Here is a 25,785-nt window from a genome sequence, read left to right as displayed (position 1 = left end):
GCCAAGTTTCGTTCTCGCCGCGCGGACGCTGCATCGCGGTGCGGTGGCCTTCGCCGTCGTAGGCGTAGTTCGTCGTTTCGCCGGCGTTGTTGGTTTCGCTTTCGAGGAAGCGGCGGCGCGTATAGGTCGAGGTGGCCCTGCGACCGTCCGCATCGGTCGCGGTGAGCACGTCGCCCAGCGGTGAAAAGGTCCAGGCGAGCGTGGCACCGAGCGGGCGCGATTCGCCGGTCTTGCGGTTTGCGTGGTCGTAGGCGGAATGGATCGTTCGATCGAGCGCATCGGTGTCGGTGTCCACGTTGCCTTCGGCGTCGTGGGTGATCGTTTCGATCAGCAGCGCGTCGCGCATCTTCGCGACGACGCGGTTTTCGCGGTCATGTCGGGTCAGCGAAACGACACCACGGCGATCGGTGTGGCCAATTTCGTTGGCGACGTTGTCGTAAACCCAGGACTGCGTATAAACCGGATCGGCGCCGTCAGCGGGATCCGTCTGCGATGTGCGCCGATTGAGATCATCGTTTTCGAAATAAGTCACCTTGCCGCGAGCGTCGCTCTGGCTGGTTATGTTGCCGACGAGGTCGTACACCGTCGACAGCGTCGCGCCTTGCCCGTCGACGACCGGCTTGTCGACGGACGTGCGCCGACCGATCGAATCGTATTTGGAGCTGGTGACGTGATGGCCAGGATCGGTATCGGTGACGACGTCATCATGGACGTTGTAGCCCAACGTGTGCTCGCGCGGGTCGCCATCGACGCGCGGCAATTCCTCGCGCACCAGCCGGCGCAAATGGTCGTAACGACGTGTCGTGACATGGCTGTTGGCGTCGGTGCGGGCCTCGACCTCGCCATCCGGAAGATACGTCAGGTGTTCGAAGACACCCTCGTCGTCGCTGCTGTCCGTGCGCCGGTCGAGTGCGTCGTAGGCGTAGGTGATGTGGCGCCCGTTCGCCCATGCTTCGGCGCTCTGATTGCCGTCGATATCGTAGGCGTACTCGGTGTGTTGATCCCCTTCCGGGCCGGATTGCGTCAGCAGATGATTGAGCGCATCGAAGGTCTGCACGACGGTGCCGCCACGGGCGTCGCGACGGCGCACGATGTTGCCGTTGCTGTCGAATTCCTGGGTGCGGTGGTTTCCTTCGGCATCGACGGTCTCCGTGTTCCGGCCGGCGGCGTCATAGATCCAGCGGCGGACCTGATTGCCGGAACCCATGTCGTTGGCGCGGGTCTCGGAAATCTTGCGATCGGCCGCGTCGTATTCGATCGTGGATACCTTGCCAAGTCGCTCGGTCTGCATTTGGAGACGATCGCGCGCGTCGTATTCAAGCGTCGTATCGCGTAACAGCGCATCGCGCTTGAGCGTTGGGTTGCCGTTGCCGTCGTACTCCGTGTGGTCGACCGCCCAAGTATCGCCAGCGTTGGTGTCCACCTTGCGGCGCACGTCCGTGCGCTTGTACCGCGGATCGTCGTAAAGGTATTCGGTGACGCGCGTCTCGTCGCCCGCATTCGGGCCTCGCCCTACGGTCTCACTCATGACGAGTCCGAGCGGATCTACCTCGTACACCGTGGTTCGGTCTTCCTCCTCGAGCTTGGCGATGACGCGGTTGGCGTCGTCGTAGTCATAGTGGGTGACGTTGCCGGAGAAATCCGACTCGTCGATCTTGTTGCCGTTGGGATCGTAGTGCAGCGTGCGCACCCCACCCGGGCGCGTCACTTTGGTCAGGCGCCCCATTCGATCGAAGCGCGAAACTGTCTGGGTGCCGGAAGGCGAGATGTCCGTGTGTTGATCCAGAACGTCGTCGTAGACGGTCGAGCGGACGGCCACGCCTGCGTCAGTCGTCGGCATGCGCACGGACAGCACGCGGTCGCGCGCATCGTAGGTCGTCGTGCTCGTGTTGCCATTGGGGTCCGTCTCGGAGGTCTTGCGGCCCCGCGCGTCGTAGCCGCTGCGACGCACGTGATGCAGCGGATCCTCGGCCTCTGCGACGTTTCCGGCGTTGTCGTAACGGAACAACCACAGCTTGCCGGCGCCGTCGGTGTGCGAGATGCGATCGCCGTTGGAGGCGTGGTCGTCGCTTTCGGTCACGCCACCACGCAGAACCGCCGTCGGATTTCCGCGCGCGTCGTAGCTGGTCGCGGTGACAATCTGGCGTCCGTCCGTGTGGGTTGCGACGCGGTCCCTGATGTAGGGCGCTTCGAAGACGCTCGCGGGATGGAAGGTCCAGAACCGAGCCAGGGCTCCACTCGCATGCTGGATCGTTTCGGATATCTTGTTGCCACTCGCGTCGTAGTCGAATTCGGTCAGCGTTCCATCCTCGTCGATGACGCTGTGCGGCTCCAGATGCACCGGATCCCAGTTGGTGGTGGTACTGCCAAGCGGACCGAGAACCTGGTTCGCTGCGCCGTAACGGTTGAGCTTGTAGGTGGTCAGCTTCCCGCGTGCGTCGAGGACTGTGCTATCAACGGCGCTCAGGCCACGTGCGCCGATATAGTCGAACCGGGTCACGCCCTGATCGGGCTCGGTCAACTTCCCTACACGCTGTTCGGGTATGTACAAGACACCCGATGGCTGTTCGACTGCGGACCAGCCGAGTGCGTACTCGTATTGACGGTCCGCTCCATCGAGCGCGTTCGTCGCGTGCTCGAGGCGAAAGCCGAATTGGGTGTAGTCGAGCAGGCCGCCTGGCGTTTGCACCTGGAGTCCGCCGAAATCGTGGTAGGCATAGGTCTGCTCACGTTTGCCAGAGCCGCCATCACCGCGTTTGACATCCGTCAGATTTCCGAACGCATCGTAGCTGTAGTCCACCTGCAACCCTTGCGGACCGCGTGCGCGTGTCAGAAGAAGTTCGCTGTCCTGCGGATGCGCGATGCCGTAGTTATGCGTGATCGAAGTAAGCGCATAGTCCAGATCGATCTGGCGGCCCGCGTCGTCCTTGATATGCGAGACGTGCGTGCGTCCGCTCGTGACGTCGTAGACATAGGTGATCGTGTTGCCATTGGGGTCAGCGACGAGATCGAGCCGCATCCCGTCAATATCGGGTTGGCCGAAGTGGTAACGCGTGCCGTCTTTTGTATAGAGATCGTACGCGCCATTGCGAAGTGTCAGTGTCGCGTGGAATCCTGCGAGCGGCCTGAAGACTTCTGCGCCGTCGGGATCGACGTGATCGGGTGCAAACCGCATGCCCTGCCCTGCGCTCCCCGTGACGACCCGCGTGTTGCATCCGGCAGGGAGTACACGGCTGTCGACGTCGCTGCTCCAGCCGTAGCCGAGAAATCCGAGTTGGCTACCCTGATGACTCGAATACGAGCGCGTGAACTTGAGCCCGGGACCTCGACCGCCGATGACGATGTCGTCCTCCCCGATGAAGGCGTTGCCCGAGAACGTGTCGACGCCCTTCACGATCGAGTGCGCCAGTGGCAACGAATCGTGTCGCGTCGGTGTATTGCTCGCCGTGCCGCGTTGGACGTCGGTATGCCCGTCCGGGCCGACGGCGGTGAGTTCGTATTGGTACTGGCCGAACGGAAGATGCGTCGGAGTGACTTCGAGTTGGTGGACCCCTTGGGACTGCGGCTCGTCGTCGATGGGCGTCCACGCCGACGTCACGGAGGGAGTGCCGCCTGTCCCGAGGCGCAGGAACTTGAGGGTGACTCGAGCGTCTTGGGCAAGCATGAACGCGAATGTCTGTCCGGCTTCACAGACGAACTGGGATGGGACATCCACATCAAACGTCGCCTGGATCTGGCTGGGGAAGCTGCCGCTAACCAGCGCCGCGACCTGGAAGGGATCGAGCGGCTGTCCAACCTGTACCGGCACGACGCCGTAGCCCGCGATGAGCCCGCGACCGAACAGCAGATTCGTCGGCTCGGACACCATTCGATAGGGTGTGCCGTCATTGAAAATCGTGCGCGCGGAATAATGATGCGTCGGATCGATGGTGATGCCGCGATCGATGCTGATACCGGAACCGGATGCGCCGTAGACATTGGCCGAGTCGATGATGACGGTAACGCCATCGAGAATCTGCACGTTGACCGGTGATGCACCGTATTCGGGCGGGTCGGCTGAATTGACGACGCTGATCGCCGCGTCCGTGACGTTGAACGGTGTCAGCGGAATCGGCACCGGAGTGACGTGCGGAGGATGAAGATCCACCACCCAGCCATGGACATAAGGGGTTGAGGGCGTGCTGTCAGGCTGAATCGTTCGCGAGAGCGGAACCTCCATATTCTGCGCGCCGATGTAGGCGACGATCGAGCCGAGCACAGGTCCGGGTGTGGCGCCGGCGCGTAGATCCCACAGAAAGTTGCCGTTGCCGACATTGCGGACATTGGTGCCTTCTGCGCCGGTCAGGTGGAAATTGACGGTCGCCCCATCGAATCCTTCCCAGTGCATGGTCGGCGGATTGCTCCGACGAATCGTTCCAAGAACGACGCTACCCCGCCGCGACACTGGAAACAGATCGAAGGTCCGCGCCGCGTCGATCGGTGGCAGTACTTGTCCCAATAGCGGCACCTCGCCGACAGGCGGCGTGTTGCCCCACTCGAGGAAGGCATAAACCATCCGGTCGGAACTGCACGCCAATATCTGATAGAAGTCGTCCGTCTTCAACGTCAAATGGTTGCTGGCCGCACCGCTCGATAGCGCGATGTCGACGGTCGCCAGCGCAGCGTTCGGCGGAACCACGTTGAAGGGCGCGCCGCGTGGACGGGAAAGAACGCTGAGCGTGGATGTAGTACAGGGATTGCCGGTCAGCGAGTAGGCATCCGCCGGACACTGCCCGATCGTAAACAGCGCAGCATCGACGATGGCATTCGGCGCTTCGTCAACACAACCGGGAATGGCCTGCGCGTAGGTCGTGCTGCTGCTGATCGCGACAGGCGCGTTGGATATCTCGTTGGCGTTTGCGTCCTTGACGCTGGCCGCCATCGACTCGTAGCTGACGCCGGGCTGCAGCGCACCGAGGCCAGTGGCAATGTCCACACTGACGGTAGCCGGCTCGCCTGGCCACGCCTCGGACCAGAAGGGTTGGCCAGGCCTCAGCGCGCTGTGATCGGTCTGAGCAACCACATCGACTGTCGTCGCGCCGACGTACTGCGGGTATGTCATCGACGGATCGATCCGGAAGTAACCCGTGGTGATCCGCTTGCCCAAGTGGAGCGGCGCTTGCGCGACGCCGAATCGATCCGTCGTTACTGTCAGCTGGTCGACTTGGGCGCTACCTTGATCGATGAGCTTCGCGCCGCCCAGCACAACATGGAAGACGACGGTGGTGCCGAGCACCGGATGCCCGTGGACGTCGCGGACGACCACACGCAGTGGACGGGCAAGATCCATGTCGACCGTGCCGCGTTGTCCCTGCGTGCTGCTGTCGACCGAGATGGCGACCGCAGCGTCGGGATCTGCATTTGGTTGCTCGAAATAGGGATTTGCGAGCAGCTCGGCGAGATCCTGGAAGTACCAGAGCTCAGGCGGCATCGCTGTCATTCCGCCCGCAAGTCCGCCGGCGATGAAGTAACCCGACTCACCGCTGGCCGCGGCGGCGCGCCATACCGCGCCGTGCCAGTAACGGATGGTGACCGGGTCGCGCGGGACATCGACCGCAAATCCGCGATCGAGTAGTTGCTGAATCGATGTGATGACTTCGGGCGGTTGGGAAAGCCCGTTCGCCTGTGAGCCCGCAGCAAAATGCAGCACAGGGGTCCCTGCGTCGTCCGCCTGTGCAAGCCCTTTATCGGCCGACGCACTATCGACCGCCCACTGGTCCTCGAACACGCGGTGCTCAAGAGCGCTGCCCTGCAGCGCGGACACCATGAGCCAGTCGCGTTCCGCTTGGGTATTACCGGTTTGTGCGATCGGTTCGACCGGACGCAAGCCGGCGTCCAGCGCGACGCCTTGCCAGGCCAGCGCATCCACCACGCCATCGATCCGGTCGACGCGATACTGGTTGAGCACAAGTGCAAGTCCAGGGAACGGCCGCATCGGCGAAACTCCGACCAGTCTGGCCAGTGGTTCGTCTTCGGCATCCCATGCGGCGAAATAGCGTGCGCCGAAATTCGCGAGGAGACGCGCAGCCTCCGGTTCGCTGTCGCCAGGCAAATTTGTCTCGTCGGCTTGCGCGACCGGTGCTTCGCCCTGCACGTCGACGACCAAGGCGTCATAGCCGCCGGCAAGGACGGTCTGCGAATAGCCGACAGCGCCAGCGGGGCCCAGATATTCGACAGAGAGTATGAGGTCGGTACCGCCCTCAACCGCGACTGTACCTCGCGACTGGGCAACGCCATCGATGCTGACGACGGGGCGCAGGCGGACCAGATACGCGGGCGTCGCACCAAGTCCACCGAATCCATCGACGATGGCTCCGTCGTCGATCGACGCAGGCTCGTAGGACAAAGTGAAGCGATGGCCGCGTACAGCCGATACCGGAATACGCGTATCGAGCACGACGGTTGCGGAGTCTTCGCCGGAGCGGATGACGAGGTGCGCGATCTGATGCAGCTCATCGGGCAACGTCGCGAACTCACCCGTCACGGCTCTGATCGGGTATGGCGAACCCGCCGGCAACAATTCGAGCGCGGACGCCTGCACCGCATTGATCGAGAGTTGTGCATCAAGCGTCTGCGGCGGATTCATCGCCGACAGTGCGGCCATTGCGCGTGCTTCGAGTCTGGCGCGCGGGAGGTCGGTCTGCGCGGTCGAGAGCGCGTCGTCGACGAATGCCATCATGTCGATACCCAGCGTGCCGAGGATATTGCTCGCCGGTACAAAGCCATGCGGCTTCAACGCGGGGAGCAGCGGAATCCAGGTCGCGTCAGCGCGATCCACGCTGGAACCGCGGTATGCGGAATAGGGGATGCGCGCGCTGACGAAAACCTGTTCGATGCGAAAAGCAGATACGTGGCCGCCGCTGACCACCGGCTCGCTGGCGACGCCCGCCGCGCTGAGTGCGACGCCGATGCTTTCGGCGCGAACGCCGAGCATGAGCCGCAAATCATCGACAGGCACTTCGACAACGCCGCGCACGTAACGCGCCGGTGCTCCGCTCGCGCGGAGTAACGCGATCAACAGGCTTGCCTGGTCGGTATCGTTTCCCGCGAGCGTGGTCAACGTTCCGTGCGCGCCTTTCTCGGAGCCCGAATACCATTGCGTGCGGATCTGGCCGCGGACGAAGTCGAAGATCCGCGTGTAGTCATAGCCGAGGCTTTGTGCCTTCGCACGGATCGCGTCCGTCTGCAGCGCTTCATCGGTGCTGGAAAGATCGGCGCCGACGGGTTCTACGTCCATTTCGCCCGCGGCATAACTCGGGTCGATCAGAGGACTCATTTGCGGTGCGCGTGCGGGCAGATGCGGACGGTGCACCGGCAGCGGATTTGCACCGAAGACATGCATGGGCGTCGTCGCTGCGGCAAGTTCGCGCTGGAGATCGTCGATCTCGACGAAATCCATCTGCGGATTGGCGGATCTCAGACGGGCATGTGCGCCATCGAGGCGCTGTTCGCGCCGATCAAGCGCGCCATTGAGCACTGCTTTGCGCGCAGTCCAGCGTGCTTTTGCAATAGTCGGTAACCCCGCCGCGTCGATGCGCGCCCCAATCTGGTCCACGCGCGCATCGAGCAGCAGGCGCTGCGCGCGCATGCCTTCGATGGAGGTCGCGAGCGCATTCGGCGCTACTGCATCGGACTTCGCGCGCATACGTTCGAGCGCCGTCGACACGCGCTCGACTGCCGCCCGGTAACCTGCAAAGGCCGCCGAGTGCTTCGATCCCGGCTGTCCTTTTTCCGCAGCAACCGGCGCGTGCAAGCTGAGCGCCTCGGCGACCGAACCACGCGCGTCTCTGCCGGCGAGCAGATCACGGAGTACCGGGGATTGAGTTTTGGGCGTATCGGGAATCGGCGCGCGCGACGTGGCCGCTGCCAGTTTCAACGCGACCTTGCTCGGACGTGCCGTTACGCCGGCGATGCCGACGCACGTGAGCGCGAGCACGGCAGCGAGCGTCGTCTGCGTGAAACGATGCATCTTCATCCGGCATCTCCGTCCATGGCCGACGCACGGAAAGCGTTGGGACTCAGCCTCTCGTCGATCATCTCGGGGAATTCCCACGCGAGCGGTTGTTGTCCTTCACCGCGTGCGGCTGCGCGCATGGGAATCCTGCGTCCTTCGTGGGTGGAGATCCTGGGTGGCATGACCGGCGCGCGCATCACTTGAAACGGTCCGGCTGGTGACCAACGGCTCGCATTCGCGATCCATTTCTGCGGAAACGTAACGCCGGCAGTTCGCTTGTCTGGCGAGATCTCCGTCTCGAATCCGTTGCAGAAGATCAGGTCGCGAATGAACCTTTCGAAGCCGTCGATGAAAATTCGCTCGACCGGATCCCCTGTGCAGTTCGGTACGACGACGACGATCGGGGTACTGTCGAGCAGTGACCAGACGGGCTCGGGATCAGCAGGCAGCAAAGCTTCGAGGCGCACGTCGTACGAACCTGGCGAGGCAGAGTGCGTGTCGAGCATCGCTTGCGCATCCTGTATTTCTTGCGCGGCGAGATCGACCGTGAAGGCTTGCGAAGACACGATCAATCCGCTCGACGGATTGCGCAGCTCGATACGGATCGGCTGGGCATTGATCGGCACGTCACCCGGATTGACTAACTGGTACGGCACTAAAAGGGGATCGCCTTGGCTGACCTGCGCGACCAGCGCCTGCAGATGTCCCTCGACCGTCGGCATCGACGACGCCTGATAGGTGACGGTCACCTGTGAATCCGCGCCAATATTGCCGGCAGGGTCGACCGCATTCGCGACAATCGTGTTGGAACCTGCGACCAGCGGCACGTCGGCGACCGAGAAAGTGCCATCGGCCGCTGCCAACACATCGGCCGTGAACGTTCCGACACGGACGTGGACGCCGGACATGGCTTCCGTGGTGCCTGTGACGTCGACGTGCGGCTGAGCCGCAATCGCCCCGTCTTGCGGTGCTGTGAACACGACGACGGGCGGATCGAGATCGATCGTGAAGAGGATGCTGGCGTCGCTCGAGTTGCCCGCGGCGTCCACGGCGTGGACGGCAAGCGTGTAGTCGCCGCTGGCGTCGAGAGTGGTGCCCGAGTCGAACGGAAGCCCGTTGAGGCGCACATCGATCGTGCCCGGATGCGCGTCCAGTACGTCGATGAGCGGCGTCAACGGATGCGCGACCAGACCTCCGTCGTCGACTCCGGATATCACGATCTGCGGTGCGATGGTGTCGATGATGAAGACAATTTCGTCCGCGCTTGCAACGTTGCCCGGCGTGTCCGTCGCGCGCAGAACGTAGGCGTGCGGACCTTCGCCCAGTACCTGCGGTGTGCTGGCGTACTCCGGAGCCGGGGCTTCCGTCATTGCGATCCAGTCGCCACCATCGATGCGCGCCTCCACCGAGGATACGTCGCTGAGCGCATCGATTGCGCTGGCGTGGATCACCACCGGACTGCGGACGACGACTGATGCGAGCGGCGCAATCGCCGACAGCGTCGGTGGCGTGCGGTCGACGAGGTCGACCGTCTTGGTATCGACGAGCGAGTAGCCGGTGCCCGATTGCAGTTCGAGCGTGAGAGTCAGCGTGCCGAGCGTCCAGCCGCCGGTCGGGAAGTCGAGTTCGGTCGAGTAGATCTCGTTCGCCGCGAACGGGCGGCTGACCGACTGTTCGGCCAGAACCTGCTGCAATGCCGACAACACCCGCACTCGCAGGGTCTGCGTCGCGAGTGGAACCGCGTTCGGATTGGTTGCATGCAGGTCGACCTGCAAGAGGCTTCCGGCAGCAACCGGATTCGTCGTCGGCTGCAGGCTGGCGCTCAGCGCGCCAACCTGGCTCGGGTTGTAGTGCACGGTGACGGACGCTGGCGCGCTCGCGTTGTCTGCCGCATCGACAGCCGTCGCCTGCACGAGATTGTCGCCCTGGATCAACGGGACGGCATCGAAGTGCGCATGGCCATCGTTGGCAACCACTGCGCTTGCCGAGTAGCCACCACTCGCGACGGAGATCGTCGCCGCAGGTTCACTCGTCACGTCCACAGCGACGTTGCCCTCGGTGACGGTCGCGCCGTCGAGCGGCGAAATGATCGCAACGGGCGGCGCAGTGCGGTCGATGGCGAAGCGCAGCGTCCGCGTCGAGCGGTTGCCGGCGAGATCCGCAGCGCGGACATCAAGGACGTACTCACCCTCGGCGTCGATCGAAGTTCCCGACACGTACGCGTCGCCATTGAGGAAGACATCCACCGAGGCGAGGTGGGTGTCTGCGACAAAGATCGAAGGAGAAACCGTGTGATTCACGCGCTCACCATCGAAGACGGCCTGGATGTCGATCGACGGCGCAATCGCATCGACGTCGAACACGACATCGGTGCTTTGCGCCAGGTTGCCCCACGCATCCACGGCGCGAATCGCGACGCGATGCGTTCCGTCGCTGAGTCCCGCGAGGCTGCTGCCCCAGGTTCCATCAGCGCGCAACGACAGCGATTGCAGGCCGCCACCATCGATGCTGAAAGCGACACTCGCGACGCTTGATTCGTGATCCACCACATACGCCGAAATCGGCACCAGCGCAGGTTGCACGCTGCTCGACGCCGGAGCTAGCAAGGTGATCTCTGGCGGAATGCCGTCGACAACCGCAAAGCCCGCCTGCGCAAGCGGACGCCATGTGCCATCGGCCTCACCGGGCAGGTGCGCATCGAGGACCGCCGCATAGCTGCCGAACGTGATTGGCGGCATCGTGAGCGCGAGGCTTTGCTGTGCATGCTGCTGCACGGCCAGATCGACCGTATCGATGCGCTGCGCGATCGCGAGAACTCCGGGCGCGCCCAGCACGCGCAGGCGCAACTGGGCGGCCGCAACGCCAATGCTGCCGACGTTGCCCACATCGTAGGCGACCTCCATCAGGTGCCCGGCAACGAACGGCGTGCCGGGAGCGAACGAAATCGTTCCAGCGATCGCTGCGCTTGGCGGGGTGTCCTGCACCAGCAGATCCGCGCCGGCGATTTGTCCGACGCCGTCGGCGGTCAATTCGACTTCGGCGTGGTAAGTACCTGCGACCGAAGCGCCCGGCCAGATCACGTCGCGATGCACCGCATAACCGGGCAAGAGGGTGCCGAGCGATGTGCTCGTGCTCCAGACCTCCCCGCCGAGCGCATCCTTGACGCGCCAGATCATCTGCGCGCCACTCAGCGGCGCGTTACCGCTGAGAAATGAAAGGTCGGTCGCGAATGAGACCGACTGCAGCCCGCCGACGACGAGGCGATCCGGCACGAGGCGCAGGTCGATCGTGCGCTGCTCCTGAATCGTGAACGGCGCGCGCGCGCTCGACACCAACTGGCCAGTGAGATCGCGCAACTCCGCGCGCAACTCGTACACACCGGCAAACACGTCCGGCAACCAGCTGACATCACGATGCCAAGCCGCGCCGAAACCGAGGGCCTGGACCGCATAGTTTCCGAGGTCTGCAGCCTGCATCCCGGACGCATCGAGGATGGCGAGCCGTACCGAACCGGAGAACGCGACACCGGGGTTGGAGACGTCGACGCCCCCCGCGACCGACTCGCCCGGTGCGTAGATCGCATGCGTGATTCCAGCAGCGATCGTCGGCGCACCGGTCGCCGAAACCTGCAGGCTGGCCGCGGCGTTGTTGTTGCTTCTGTCCGCATCGTCGACCGAGCCAGACGGATCAACGAACACCGCGAGCCGGTACGCGCCCGCATCGGACAGTGGGCCGAACGACACGCTGAGACTTTGCGACTCGCCGGGTGCGAGCGCATGCAATGCCGTGGTCGGCTGTGGATGGACGATGACGCCGGCCGGCGAGCTGAAGTCGAAACGCACCGAAGTGGCGGGTGCAACAGCACCTCCACGATTGCGCACCGTGGCGACTGCGCCGAATGCCTCGCCAATGCGACCTGCGGCTGGAACGAACAGGATGTCGGCGGCGGCGATGCCGAGATCGGCGAGTCCTGCGGCTGGACGATCGAGCTCGATCGGCAGGGACGTCAGGCCACTATGTCCGACCTGATCGGTAGCGATCGCGTCGATTTCGTTCGATCCGGCCGCGAGCGGAAGGGGCTCGCTGCAAAACCAGCCCGCAGGCACGAGCGTGTAGGCAGTCATGCCTCCGCCGGAAACGACGATGCGTCCGGCCATCGTCCAGGAAACAGCGCTTCCCGAAGCTCCGGGATAGAAACTGCCGTCCTGGACATAGCCGTCGCTTGTCATGGCGTACGTCGCGAGCGAGTAGCCCCCGTAGTAAAGAACGACGAACCCATCGCCATCGGGACGCCATGCGAACGCGTTGATCGATTGACCCACGTCGAACACAGACGTCAACGTCGCGGTGTCGAGGTCGTAGATCCAGATCTGGCTGTTGCCCTCGAAGCTACGCGTGACGGCCAGGCGCGTCCCGTCGGGCGACCATGCCGGGATGTTCGTATTGGTCGCGAATGACACGTCGGTCCGTTCCAGCGTCGCGAAGTCGACGATGACGGCGCCGCCTCCGGCGTTGAAGGCAATGTGTGCGCCGTCGGCCGCCATGCTCAGCGAATGCAGATCGATCTCGCCCGGATCGACGCCATCGACGCGTCGCAGACTGCTGGTCCCGGCATCGAACACCCATAGACCGTAGACCGATGCACCTTCCGCATCCCAGACCGAGCCGATCATTGCGAAGCGCGCGCCGTCTGGCGAAACGACAAATTGGCGTAGGGACACAACCGGCTGCACGACGACGTCCTGGTGTCCGGTGGCCAAGTCGCGCCGTGTAATCTGCGTCCCGTACGAAGGAGCGGTATACAAAATGTCACCGACCGCATTCCATGCGGCGAGGTTGTCGGTGGTCACGAGCGACCCCGCGCTCGAGCCGTCCATCGTCGACACGAGCGTCGCACCGGCGAATGATCCGACAAAGAGGCGAGTTCCATCCGGCGACGGCGCGACCGTCCCATGCGAGCCGCCGATTGGCACGACCGTGTCGGTCGGCGAAACGCTGGCGTGCGCTGCAATGACCGAGGTGCCGTTGCGGAACAACGCAATTTCCGCACCGGGTTCGCTGAGGCCGCAGACCCCGACCTGCGCGCCGCGCATCACCAGCGGAATTTCTGCGATCGTCGGAAACGAGAGCACAGGCGGTTGAGGAACAGAGACGTCGAGCGGCGTTCCGCTCGCTGGCTCACTTGGGCCGCTGGCGAGGTCCGCATCGTCATAGGCCTCGACGACGTACCAGTAGCGCGTTCCATCCTGCAGCGGTGCATCGAGATACCACGTCGACCCGTCATAGATGTACGTAATGTCCTCGTACGGACCACTTTCGGCGAGACTGCGGCGTACGATGACGAAGGAAATTGGAACGAGCTCGTTGGACTCGGTCCAGTGGATCCGCAGTGCCCCACCCGTTGCTGGCGCCGCGACGCTGACCGTCGGTGGGAGCAACAGCACGTCCGTGACGGTGAGAACCACTTCGTTCGACGCGTCGCTTTCGTTGTCGAATGCATCGTAGGCGCGCACCGTGTAGGCGTACGTCGACGCGGCCAGCTCGCCATCGGTGAACGAGAGCGCATCGCCCGCCTGCACTTCCGCTACGTAGTCTCCGTCGCGATACACCGCGTAGAGCGCGGTATCGGGCGATGCGCTCGGCGTCCACGACAAATGTGTGAAGACACCGTCGACATTGCCACTGAGGACGACCGGTTCCGGCGCGATCACGTCACCGACATCGGCGATGGCCGGCTCGCTCGGCGCACTTTCGAACGCGAGTGCATCGACTGCGGTCACGCGGTACGAATGATGACCGTCGATCAAGTCCGCCACGTCGCTCGTCGCCGCGAGCAGCGGCCGCTCGTACGGAGTGACCTCAGCGAGCTGCACATTGTTGAAACCCGTCGTAGCAGCCAGCAATACGAATTTCAGGCGCTGGGTCCTGTAAGGCGCTTCGGGCGTCAGTTGCTGGGTGTCCCAGGAAGGGTAGTCGCGGTGCACGATGCGGATCCATGCGTGGCCCGACCATGCGTAGAGATCGATCGGCGAAGCGAGACCGCTCCACCAGAGTTGGACGGAGGCAACATCATGGACTGCGTCGAAATCGACAACGAGGCTCGGGCCTTCATCGCCCACGCGCGTCGCATACCAGACCCCTTGCCACGCGGTTGCTGAATTTCCATCGACGGCGTTGCCGGCAGCCGAGCAGCAATTGTCGCTGTGCGCGGTCATCGAGAACCCACCACTCGCGTCCGCGGCGACGGCCTGCCCGTCAAGGAACACGCGGTAGCCCACGACATCCGGCTCAGGATTGGCATTCCACTGCAGGCTCACGTGATGACCGGCGACCGCTGCAACAACGCCGGTCGGAGCGCTTGGCGCATCGCCGCGATCCATCCAGATCTCGCCGGGAATGGAGATATTTCCTTCGGCGTCGGTGACCGTCGCCGTGATGCGTGTGGTCCCGACGAGGATGGGCCATGCATCGACATGGATCACTGCGTCCGCTCCGACCGGGTCGAGATCCATGTCGTGCGCACCGGCAGAATCATCGACGTGGACATGCACGGCACCCTGCCGAATGCTGCTGCCGTCGAGTTCGATCGATGCCGCAGTCGTCGGTGAGTACGGTTGGTCGAGCAGCACTGCGAACACGTGGGCTGTCGCCTGCACGCCCGGCGGGGAGTCATTGCCGTAGGTGTCGCGTGCCGAGACGAAATACGTGACATCGCCGGGAGGTCTGCCCGGGTCGTCGAAACTCGTCGCAATGAGCGGCGCCGGGTTGAGTGCCTGGAACACGCCGTTCATTCCACTGCGCCAGAGAATGTAGCCGGCCGTATCGGTCGCGACGCTCGCATCCCATTGCAGATGAACGCCGGCGCCGACAGCTCGCGCGCCAAGGTGCAAGGGTGCGTCGGGTGGCGTGAGGTCCGCATAGGTGACGTGCACGACCGGTGGTGCCGGATCGACATGACCGCCAAGGTCGGTGGCGACTGCTTGCAGCTCGTAGGCTGCATACGGGAGCGCGACCGGCGCCCATTGCACGCGATACGGCGGTGCCGTCTGCGCGGCGCCGATCGGTACCCACGTCGCATCGCCGGAGCGTCGGTAGGCGAATTGCACGGTCGCGATGTCCTGGTCGGCACTCGTCGCGATCGCGACGATCGAATGCTCGAACGACGCGCCATCCTGTGGCTGGAGGAACTGCAGGTGCGGCGGCCCGTTTTCGACCGCGGGCAGGAGGAAGGCCGACGACGGTGGACTGATATTGGCGGCCTGATCGATCGCGCGTACGACATAGGTGTGGCCGCCATCCGGAACGTGGACGTCCGGGTAGTTCGTCTCGACGATCGCGAACGCGCGCAGGTCCACACCGGTACCGCCCGAGGCGTTGACGAGGACCCCGTCGCGGTACAACAAATAACCGAGCAGGTCGGACTCGGTATTCGGATTCCACTGCGCATTGGCGTCAAGACCAGCGAGCACGACTACGAGGCCGGTCGGCGCGGCCGGCGGAGCGTTGTCGACGACGACGTCGACCTCGGCAATCCCGATATTGCCCCGCAGGTCTTCCGCTTCCAGATGCACACGCACATGACCGTCTTCGGCGAATCCGTGCGTGTTCCATGTGCCCAGCAGCTGGTTCTGCTGTGAAACGGGGGAACGGCGGACGTCCTGCACAGGTCCCGCCGGCGACACCGGGATCACGCTCAGCCGGTATTCCTTGAAGTCATCACGACTGAACGCCGTGCCGATGACGTCGACGTTGCCGCCAATTCGAGCAGCCGGAGACGGAACAAGGAGGGCCGTCGCAGGCGGCGTGTGATCGATGACGACCGACGCGTCGTTGCTCGACGCACTTTCGTTGCCGGCACGATCGACCGCTCGCACGAAATACGTGTGCGGTCCTTCGGAAACATCCGGATCGCGATAGCTCGCCGGCGCGACAAGCGTCGCGTTGATCCGTGCACCATCGCGATAGACGGAATACCCAGCGAGATCGGAGGCAACCACGGGCGTCCATTGCAGCACGCTGTCGCGGTGATTCTCGACCTGTGCAACCAGGGTCGTCGGCGCGGGCGGCGGCTGCGTGTCGAGGTGGATCTGTGTCTGCGCGGTCGATGCAAGTCCAACTGCGTCGACGACCCGCAATCGGACCACGTAGTCGCCGTCCGGCTGGCCAACATCGACGTGCGCCAGGATGGCGACATCGACGGGCGTACTGGCGCGCACGAGATCGGACCACTGGCCAGCCGCCGCCTGCGGTGGTGTCGCGATCGCCAGGCTGTAGTTCGCGAAGTGGAGATCCGTTGCCGAACCGAGCACTTCAAGCGCTCGCGTGACATACGCATTGTCGACCGGTGCGCTGATGGTCGCCAGCGGCGGAGTCGAATCGATGTCGAAGTGGATGATCGATTCCGCCGTATTGCCGGCGGCGTCGGACGCGCGCAGGCGAAGACGATATGTTCCGTCTGGCTGACTCGGCGTCCACACCGCCAATTCGCCAGCAGAAATCGGTGAATCGCCTGTGCTAACAGGGGTCCAGTTTTCGCCAGCGGCCGGCGCGACATCCAGCTGGAAATGCGCGAAGTGCGCGTCGGTCGCGTGGCCGTGGATGCTGGAGCGCGCAGCACCGGCGAGCACGCCTCCTTCAGCCGGCGCAGCGATCGACACATCCGGTGGCGTGCGGTCGAGGACGAAATCCTTGTTTGCCTGCGAGCTGTTGCCGGCCCGATCGGTCGCTGTGACGCGCGCGGTGTAAGTACCTTCAGGGATACCCGAAAGATCAGCAACTTGTACCAGTCCCGGCTGGCTTCCTTCTACCGACGCAACGGTCTGCGCATCGGATGTACGCAAAAGATTCGCGCTGTAGTGATCCAGGTTGCGGTCGTCAACGCTGATCTCCACTGTGGATCCGGTACCGGCAAACGTCCCCGCCGGAACCGGAATGGCGAGCACGGGCGCGAGCGTGTCGAGTTCCACTGGCAATTCGACCGTTTCGGTGTTGCCCTGCCCTTGCGCATCACGCACGACGATCCGGGCGGAGTAGATTCCATCGGGAAGCGCTCCGCCGCCGTTGGCGCGCCCATCCCAAGGCAGCGCCTGACTGCCCGCACCGAGCGGGTGATCAAGCCAAAGAGAGCGCACGACGACGTTGCTGGCGCCCAGGATGTCGACATCCGCGTGCACGGATTGCAGCAGGACCAGCGCGATTCGCGTCGTGTCGTTGTGCCCGTCCCCGTTTGGAGAGAAAAGATCGGGCTGGAGCATGGCCGAACCAATCAGGACGGCCGGCGTGCCCAGCGTGATCGGCACATCGATGCCGGACTGGTTGCCCAGCTGATCCAACGCGACCATATGAAGTACCGCAGGTCCGCTGGCACCGTTGCGCGAGAACGTTCCGAGCGAGCCGCCTTCTGCGACCGCATGATCGCCATCCGATATGCCTTGTCGAAGAGGCGGATCGCCGGCGTCGATCGATAGCGTCCACGAGCCGACATGCGCGTCGGACACGTGGCCCGATACCGCGACGACAGCCGGCTGCACGAGGTCGCCCGCAGCCGGACGCGTGATCGCAATGTCAGGCGGCGTCGAATCGAGTTCGACGAAGTAGGTCAGACGACGTGCGTTGCCGCAATGATCCTGTGCGTCCACAACGATCGCGTAGACACCGTCCGGCAGTCCCACTCCGCCCGCTCCGCGGCCATCCCACGACACGTCGACATCGCCGATGACGTCGGTGTCGTCGAGCAACTCGACGAGAGTTCCGCCATCGGGAACGTAAGTGTTCTCCTGCAGCGTTGTCGTCACCACACGCACATGTATTTCCAGTTGCTCCTCCGCTTTGAGCAGGACACGCGCCGTCGCGAAATCGGGACTTCCCGCACCGCTCAATGCCAGCCAACCCGGCGGTTGGCTCGAAAGGCGCGGAGCCGGCGTGTGGCGCTCGATGAGTTCCACGCCGGTATCGAATTCGACCGTGCTCGCCGAACAGACGGTCGCACCGGACCAGTTGACCGCCTTCACACGAACAGTGAGGGCGTCGCTCGGATCCGTAGATGCAGGTGGCGCGATGCGGCCGAGCGGACCAACAAAGTTGTGTCTGTCAGGCACGTAGGGTTGGTCGAGATCGATGCAGCCATCGGCGATCTGGCCTTTGACGAAGCCATCGATGAACGCGCAACGGACGATCCCCGGCGCGCTTGCCCGTTCGGTCTCAATCTTGTACCCGACACCGTTTGCACCCGACACGCGCCCCTCAGTCATGAGCACGAGGAGATTGTCCGCTCCTCGCACAGGGCACACGCGCGTGCCGGTGGCGGGCGAGTCGAGCTGCGCGATGGGGGGCGTGTGGACGATTGGTACGGATTTCGTTCCGACCTGCACGAATCCGCTGCCGTAGTCCGCCTCCAGGCGCGCGGTAATCGTGCCTTCCGGTAGTCCGCTCGTATCGAGCTGAAGTGCCTGCGCATCCGTTCCGGTTTCGAAGAGCGTTGTCCAGTCGCCGGAACTCGTCGCGCGGTAGGAAACGCGAATGGGGCTCGCAGAACCTGCATGAGACACCTCGCCTCGCAGTCCGATCCGGTTGGTCGGCGTCGCTTCGCAGTGTTCGTGACCGATGACGGCCACCTCGAAACTGATTTGATCCGCGGCGCCGCCAGCGCCGCCGTTGCCGGGCGGCACGTTCACTCCGCAACTCACGGCGACTTCCCCCGGCGGGGAATGGTAAAGGCGCCCATCGGTTCCGATCGCGTCGACGATGCCGCTCCCCAGCGTCGTGCCGTCCGCGAAGTCGGGTACAACGAAGAAGAGTGCACCATCGTTTGAGCTGACGGAGTCCAGCACCTTCGCCGCGCCAGTCGAGGTCGACACGGTGATGTGTGCATCCGACATGCGGCCCGGAACGAATTCGCGAGCGCGAACGAGGCACCCAAACGGACCCGATCCCAGGAAAGGCGCAGGCGCTTCGATACCGACCACAAGGATCGGAATCGCAATCGAGGACACCGACGACGTATTTCCGCGCAGGCCACGCACGCGGACCCACAATGCCGTCTGCGGTGGAACGCTCTCCATTGCAAGCGGAGCATCGAAAACGTGTCCGTCCGCTCCTTCGATGCACGCGAACGCGGGACAATGATAGACAGCCGGGACCTGCGCACGAACCTCCCATGCGTCCGGCGAAGGCGTTGCATGCCCGGCATCGCGCAACTGCGTTTCCACGATCAGCTGGTCGATGCCACCGGTTGCATCGCCGACGAAAAGATGTGAAGTGCCTCCGGCCCCGACGATGATTTCCCTTGAGCCGTTGCCGTCGTTGCCGATGTCCTCTTGTGAATAGAATTCGACGATCGGCGCCAAAGCGGATCCGCTGGGAGGCTGATCATCACTGCCTACGTTCGAAAACGCATACGGAAGAAGTACGTCGACAGATGGGCCCGCGAATTCGACGTGGCGGTTGCCGGCCTTGTCCGTCGCCACCATCCGCAGATCGTGCCCGGCATACAGCGCCAGACCGATCCTCTTGGTTGATACCGACTTCCCGCTGGCTTGCTCGGGTGGAAGAAGATCCTCGGGGAAGATGTCCGCGGATGCGGCGCTGCTCCAGTCGGACCCACCGCGTGTCGCGTATTCGAGTGTGAGCGAATCGAGATTGAGGTCAGCCGCCTGGTAGCTGACCTCCGCACCGATCGACTTAGGTTGGCGAGGCTGCGCACGCACGACGACAGGCGTGACTTGACTGAGCAATTGTGGATCGTGGCTGTCGACCGTCAGCCACACGCCGAATCCTTCCACCTCGAAATGGTAGCGGCCGTCAGGCACGAGGTTGCCGCTGTCGTCACGACCGTTCCAGCGGAATTCATGCGCGCCAAGTTCGGCGGATCCGTAAGTCTGGCTCACGTGACGAACGGTCGTGCCGCTTTCCGAGACGATATCGATGCCGAGCGAAACGGGTACGCGGACCAGGAATTGCGCGATCGCTTCGTCCTTGACGCCATCGCCATTAGGTGAAACGAAGCGAGGTTCAACCTGCAGCGCCTCGATCGGCGCACTGTCCTGGGACCCAACGCTCGCCGTTGCCGTGGATCGGTTGCCGGCCAGATCGACGATGGTCAGGCGGACGAGGAAATTGCCGGGCTGCGGTGGAACCCATGTCAGGAACTCGTCGAGGCGCACGGGTTCGTGTGATGGCGGGGTCAGTACATGCCAGACGCCAGGCGCGTCCGCATCGGTCCAGTCGATCTGATAAGAGGCGAAGTTGCGATCGGTGGCGTTGCCGAACAGCTGTATGCCACGGCCGAGCGAAGTCAGGCGCAATATCGTCGGCTCGTTGAGCAGGGACGAGAACACGCGATCAAAGGGCAGTGTTCCGGTCGGATCGCCGATCGCGAGGTGGGTGTCGTCGGGCCACGCGTCAACGATGTCCTGCGCGTAGGCCCATACGCCCGGCTTGACGCCCGCGGACAAGGTTTCGACTTGCCGGTCTGCACGCACTCGCCCGCCGTCGGCGAGCATGTACATCGGCCATGCCGCCGGAATGCTCTGCTCGCATGAATCAATGCGCGGGTAGGTCAACTGGTCGAGCGGGCTCGCCAACGGCAGGTACGTCGACGCCGAGACCCGCTGGGCGGCCGCTGCGCCGGACGCTGAACTCTGGTAGTCGACGATGCCGGCCAAGGACAGCAGTTGCACGCCACTGTAGGTCGAAAGCACGGAAACGACTTCCGTGGTTCCGAAATAAAGTCGATCACCGACGGGATCGTAGAACTGGTGCTGCGTCGTGGCGCGGCTCCAGACGGACGGATCATGGCAGACCGTCTGAATGCCAGCGGGGTCACGGAATGCCTGAGTTGTATAAATTTTGCCAGGTTCGACATCGATCGCCGCATTCTCGCCCGTGAGCGCGCGCTTTCCCGTATAGGACGTGAAGTCGACCACGTAGTCGCCTTCGCGGTTGATCGGCGCCATCGGGCTCGAACCGAGTGGCTCGCCGTTTTCATTGAAGCGGAAAATGCGCTGCGTCGACGCGTCGCCGACAACGATCTCGCCTTCGCGTTCGAGCCAGGCAGCCTGCAGGCGCGAGATGGTGTTGGAGGTGAATTCGTAGGACAACGTGTAAACATCGATCCCGTGGATCTCGCTGCGAGTACCGTCGGCCGTACGGACGAGAACCACCGTTTCGCGCCCATCGCGAATCCGGTGCGAGGCAACCCAGCGGCCATCGGGCGACAGATGGTCGTCGTCCTCCTGGTTGTCATCCGCGATAAAGGTGCCTGCATTGACGCCGCTGCGCGGCAGGAATCGGCGCGGCTTGAGGTTGGAGCTCCCCATCACCACGCCTTCGCTCGTGATCGCCAGAATCGTGCCGCCGCCCTGCAGCGAAAAGGGCCGTGTTGCACCGCTGGCAAGATTGACGGCAGTTGGAGCGTCCCCATCGCTCCAGACGAGGGCCTCTGTTGCATCGAAGAAACGCACGTGTGGGGTCGCGAACGCGTCCATCGGGACGCTCGCTGCAAGCTGTCGTACGGTGTCCGTCTGGTCGACCCGCGTGCTGAAGACCGCGCTTGTGGCGCCGCTGCCGTTGGTCGTTGGAAGCGTGAATACGAGGGTCGCGCCATCGGGAGACGTGCCGACAGCCGAGATTCCGCGCAACCCGCTCCCGCCGTGTGCCGAAAGGTAGGCGGCGACCCATCGCGGCGTGACAACGGGTTCTGCTCCTGGCAGCAGGATATCGCTGCGGAAAAGCCCGTATGGATCACTCGTGCCCGTCGCATCACCGACACCGACGACGCGACTGCCGAACCCGGCTCCGGCAGGTACCCGCTGCCACGTCTTCACGTTGGACGGCAGCTTTGCCATGACTTCGTAAGGCGTGTGTACGGCTTCGAGCGGTGACGAACGATTGAGGTCGACGGTCACCGTCACCGAGCCCAGATCGTGCCCGTCCGCGTCGTGTGCGACGATGGTGTAGTCGCCATCGGGGACGATGCGCTGCGCGTCGTCGCGTCCGTCCCACAGCACCTGCACACGGCCATCGTCTCGGGTAGACACTGTCTCGAACTTGCGTACGATGCGGGGCACCGCATTGCTCACGTCGACGTAGACGCCGACAGCCGTCAACGGCAGGCGGAACACGACGACCGCGCTGTCACGCGCGCCGTCGCCGTCGGGCGAGATATATCGCTCGCTCGTGAAAAAGTTGCCGTCCTGCACGTCGAACGGGAGTGTCGCGACATCGTTGAACGGATTCGCGTCGGTCGCGCCGCCTTGGCTGGTCGCTTTCGCCGTCACCGCTCGCGAGTCTGCCCCGAGAATCCAGCTCCAGTTGAGTTCCAGACTCGCGCCCGCCGCGAGCGAGCCGACCTGTTGCGTCGAAGGAATTTCCGCGCCTCTGTCATCGAGGCCTTCGAACAAGTGCACTGCAACACCCTGTGCAGTCTGGCCGCCGACGTTGTTCACATGGATCGTCGCGTGCACGGACTCGCCCGGCACAGGCAGCGACGGCGTCAGCGTGACGTCCGAAACAGTGATCGCGACATCCGGCAACGCAAGCACGCGAAGGAGCTGGACCGCGGTGTTGTTGGTCTCGTCGGCTTCGGCGACCTGCGCGTCGGCATCGACCATCGCGTAGAAGTGTTCGTCTCCACTGCCAGGCGTTGCAGGTACATCGATGGATACGAGGACGTCCGCGCCTGCGCCGAGTTGGTCGATTGAGGTATGCGCGAGTGGAAGGCCCCCGAGGGATGGGTCGCGTGCGAAGAGCGCGACCGAAAAGGCGGCCGCCGGTGTATCGCCCAGGTTGCGCACTCGCAGGCTCGCAGTCATCGGCGATCCCTCCAGCGCTGGTGACGGCGAGAACGACAGGCTGTCGTCGGCAATCGCAAGGTCGGCGTTGCCACTCAGCGAGACAGTGAACGTCTTGCTCGCGTGATTGTTGGACTCGTTGGACTCGGCCACGAGGTTCGCCGGATCGATATCGGCGGTTAGTGTGGCCGGGCCGATCGTCGACGGCCGCCACGAAAGGTCGCGGGCGATCGTCGTGCCTGCGCCGATCTGCGTGGCGCCGTCGAACACGACGGTGTGGAAGTCACCCTGTGCGATTTCAACATGCAACGTCGCCGTCGGCGCATCGACGGTGCCAAGGTTGTGCAGCAGCAGATGGATCGGTTGATCGTGCCCGACAACCGCGCTGGAGCCGAAAACGATGTCAGCGTCGGTCACGGCAAGGTCGATCGACGACTGGGTGCTGATGCCGACCTCGGCCCGGTTGTTGTCTTCGGCCGCTTCGGCGATCTGGTTGTCCGGATCGGCAACGACCGCGACGCGGAGCGGCCCGGATGCGGTCGCGTCAAAACTGAAATCGAACAGTGCACTTCCGCGCGCGGGCACGTCGAGCGTCATTTCCGCAAGCGTCGGCTCGCCTGTGGGACTGACAGCGACCAGGCGCACCACCGCGCCCATCACCGCTATCGTGCCGACATCGTGGACACTGCCCCGCACATGCACCGTCGCAGGAAACGACGCGATGGTCGTCGGGTCCACGCTGATCTCGCTGGCATCCACCATCAGGTCAGGCTGGCTCGGAGGCGGCGCGATCGTCACGTCGAGGTGGCCGAAGTTGTCGTCTTCACTGGATTCGGCGACTACACCGCCGACATCGAGCGCGAGCCAGAGCGCCCTCATACCCGCGAGGCCCGTGGTATCCCAGCTTTGCTCAACCGTGGATTGCTCGTGGCCGGAAAGTGATGGCACGAAAATAGGAGCGCCGATCGGCGTGCCGCCGGCGCTCGGATCGCCGACGTACCATTGGGCGGAAGTGGCTGCGACGCTGGCGTGACCGTCGTTGATGACGGTCGCCGAAACAATCACATGGTCGCCATCACGGGGGGACGCGGAGCTGATCCGCAGGCTTCCTGCAATGGCGAGATTGGGCTGCGCGTCCTGCGACGATGCGACCGCGGCGAGCGCGGTCGCATACACACTACCGTTCCAGTCGCCGGCGTGCTGCTGCGAAGAGGCCAGATACAGTCGTGCACCTTCGACTGCACCCGCAGTCAACGCGATGCGCGAGCCGGCTGCGAATACCTCCGCGGTGTCAGTGATCGACGACGATCCGCCGTCGCCGAACGAGCCGTCCGCATTCTGGCGGGCAGCGATCCAGTTGGCGGCGCGCGTGCGCGCGTCGGCATAGGTCGACCCGACGCCATTCAATGCCGAAGCGCCGCGCAGGGTCGCGAGAATGCGTGCACTGCCCCTTTCGGCGAAACCGAATCCGCCATCCGGATACTGGCTGCCGGCTAGATACTGGATTGCTTCGGCCGGAATGTCCGCGCTTCGTCCGGCCACTACCATGGCTTCCGTCGTGACGGCGCTGTCGAACGGTGTCGACGTCCAGCCGGCGAGCAGGCCCCAGCCCTTTCCCGGCTCCCGCGCCGCGAGCAGAGCGGGCAGATCAGTGTCCGACGCCGCGGATGCGAACCGTGCCGCACGCTGATCCAGCGTCGCAACCGAGCGTGCCGCAAGCCAGCTGTTGGCCGTCGCCAATCCGCTGAAATCCGGATGCAACCGGCGCAACGCGGTGTAGACCGCAGAGGTGTCGCGAACCGCCGTCGCTGGCCGATCCTCCCAATGTCCATCTGTGGCTTGCTGCGACTCGAGCCATGCAACAGCGGCCACGGCGCCACCCGGCGCGGTTGCCGCGCCACTTCCGTGCAGGATCTCGGGCAATCCGGCGGTGGCAGTGCCGTTGGCGTCGGTGGCGATGCGCAGGATTGCGCGACCGTTCGTCATCTGGGCGAAGCGCTGTTGCAGGCGCGAGCGAAAGTGCTCGAGCGCGACCACGTCATCCGCCGGAACACTTTCTCCCGGTCGATGCAACAGAATCAGCGCGGCACGGAATTCCTTCGGTGCCGTCGAGACGTCGGGAATCCGCGGTCCCTCTGCAGCGACGATCTGGCCGACGCCAATGGTTTCGCGGGTTCCCGGTGTGATCGCGCCTTGCAATGGATAGTCGATCGGACTTCCCTGCCCTCCGCGGATCAAGCCGAAATCGGGGACTTCTGATGCGCTCGCGAAACCCGACAGGTACAGATCCAGCGGACTGTAACGATGACGTGTATCGATCGCCTCGAAACTGCCATCCCCGCGGTCACGCCAATCCGACCCGTACATCACGGAGGCGTCGGTATCGAGGAAGTAACTCCAATGCGCACCATCGCGACCGAGCAGATCGGCGCTGGTGCTGCCATCACTTTTTCGATAGCGGACGCTGGCGACCCAGCGATGCATGAGTTCGTGCGCGGCTGTATCGAGCAGGAATCTGTAACCGGGCGACGCCCCATCGAAGCTGTAGCGGCTAAGTGCCGCCATGTCGAGATAGCCCTGGAGCTTTCCACTCGCGCTGCCGAACTGCGCCGCGTAGTTGAAGATCGGTGCGCCGATGCCGGAGACATCGTTGGCAATACTGTTGTAGAACGCGATCGCCTCTTGCGTCTCGAACTCGAACGTCGTGAAAGTGATCAGGAAATCGTAACGATCGGGATGCGCTGTGTAAAAGGCATGGGCGACATCCTGGCGGGGCTGCGTGACTCCCCGAGTGTAATCACCGGATAGCTCCATCAGCGTGAGGTTGCCGCGCTCCTCCACCGCGCCGATCGACTGGGACGGCACGAAGTCCTGTGGTTGCGGCTTCTCGATGCAGTGTTCGAGATCCTGAGAAGACCCGCTGCCGGCGATACAGAAAAAACAGCCGGCAAACAATCCGCGCAGTGCGCGGCGGCCCATCCTTGGCCCGATCGGGTGGTTCAT

2 protein-coding genes are annotated in these 25,785 nt (G+C 63.9%); both read right to left on the bottom strand.

Annotation, left to right across the window (positions count from 1 at the left end):
- On the bottom strand, window positions 1–8,014 hold an 8,014-nt coding region (locus tag ABIV12_RS12410), incomplete at its 3' end, for a DUF6531 domain-containing protein (protein WP_348059721.1).
- Window positions 8,011–25,785 carry a CARDB domain-containing protein gene (locus tag ABIV12_RS12405; protein WP_348059719.1) on the bottom strand — a complete coding sequence of 5,925 codons (17,775 nt, stop codon included), beginning with the start codon at window positions 25,783–25,785 and terminating at the stop codon, window positions 8,011–8,013. The genes ABIV12_RS12410 and ABIV12_RS12405, both read right to left, overlap by 4 nt.

Origin of the sequence: Dokdonella sp. (assembly GCF_039926425.1) — a bacterium.
GTDB lineage: Bacteria > Pseudomonadota > Gammaproteobacteria > Xanthomonadales > Rhodanobacteraceae > Dokdonella_A.
The sequence above is the reverse complement of the archived record's forward strand: the minus strand, read 5'-3'. Positions and strand labels throughout refer to the sequence as shown.

What these genes read in the sequence shown, in the direction of transcription:
- ABIV12_RS12405 (WP_348059719.1), bottom strand. Translation starts at nt 25,785, where the DNA reads ATGAACCACCCGATCGGGCCAAGGATGGGCCGCCGCGCACTGCGCGGA.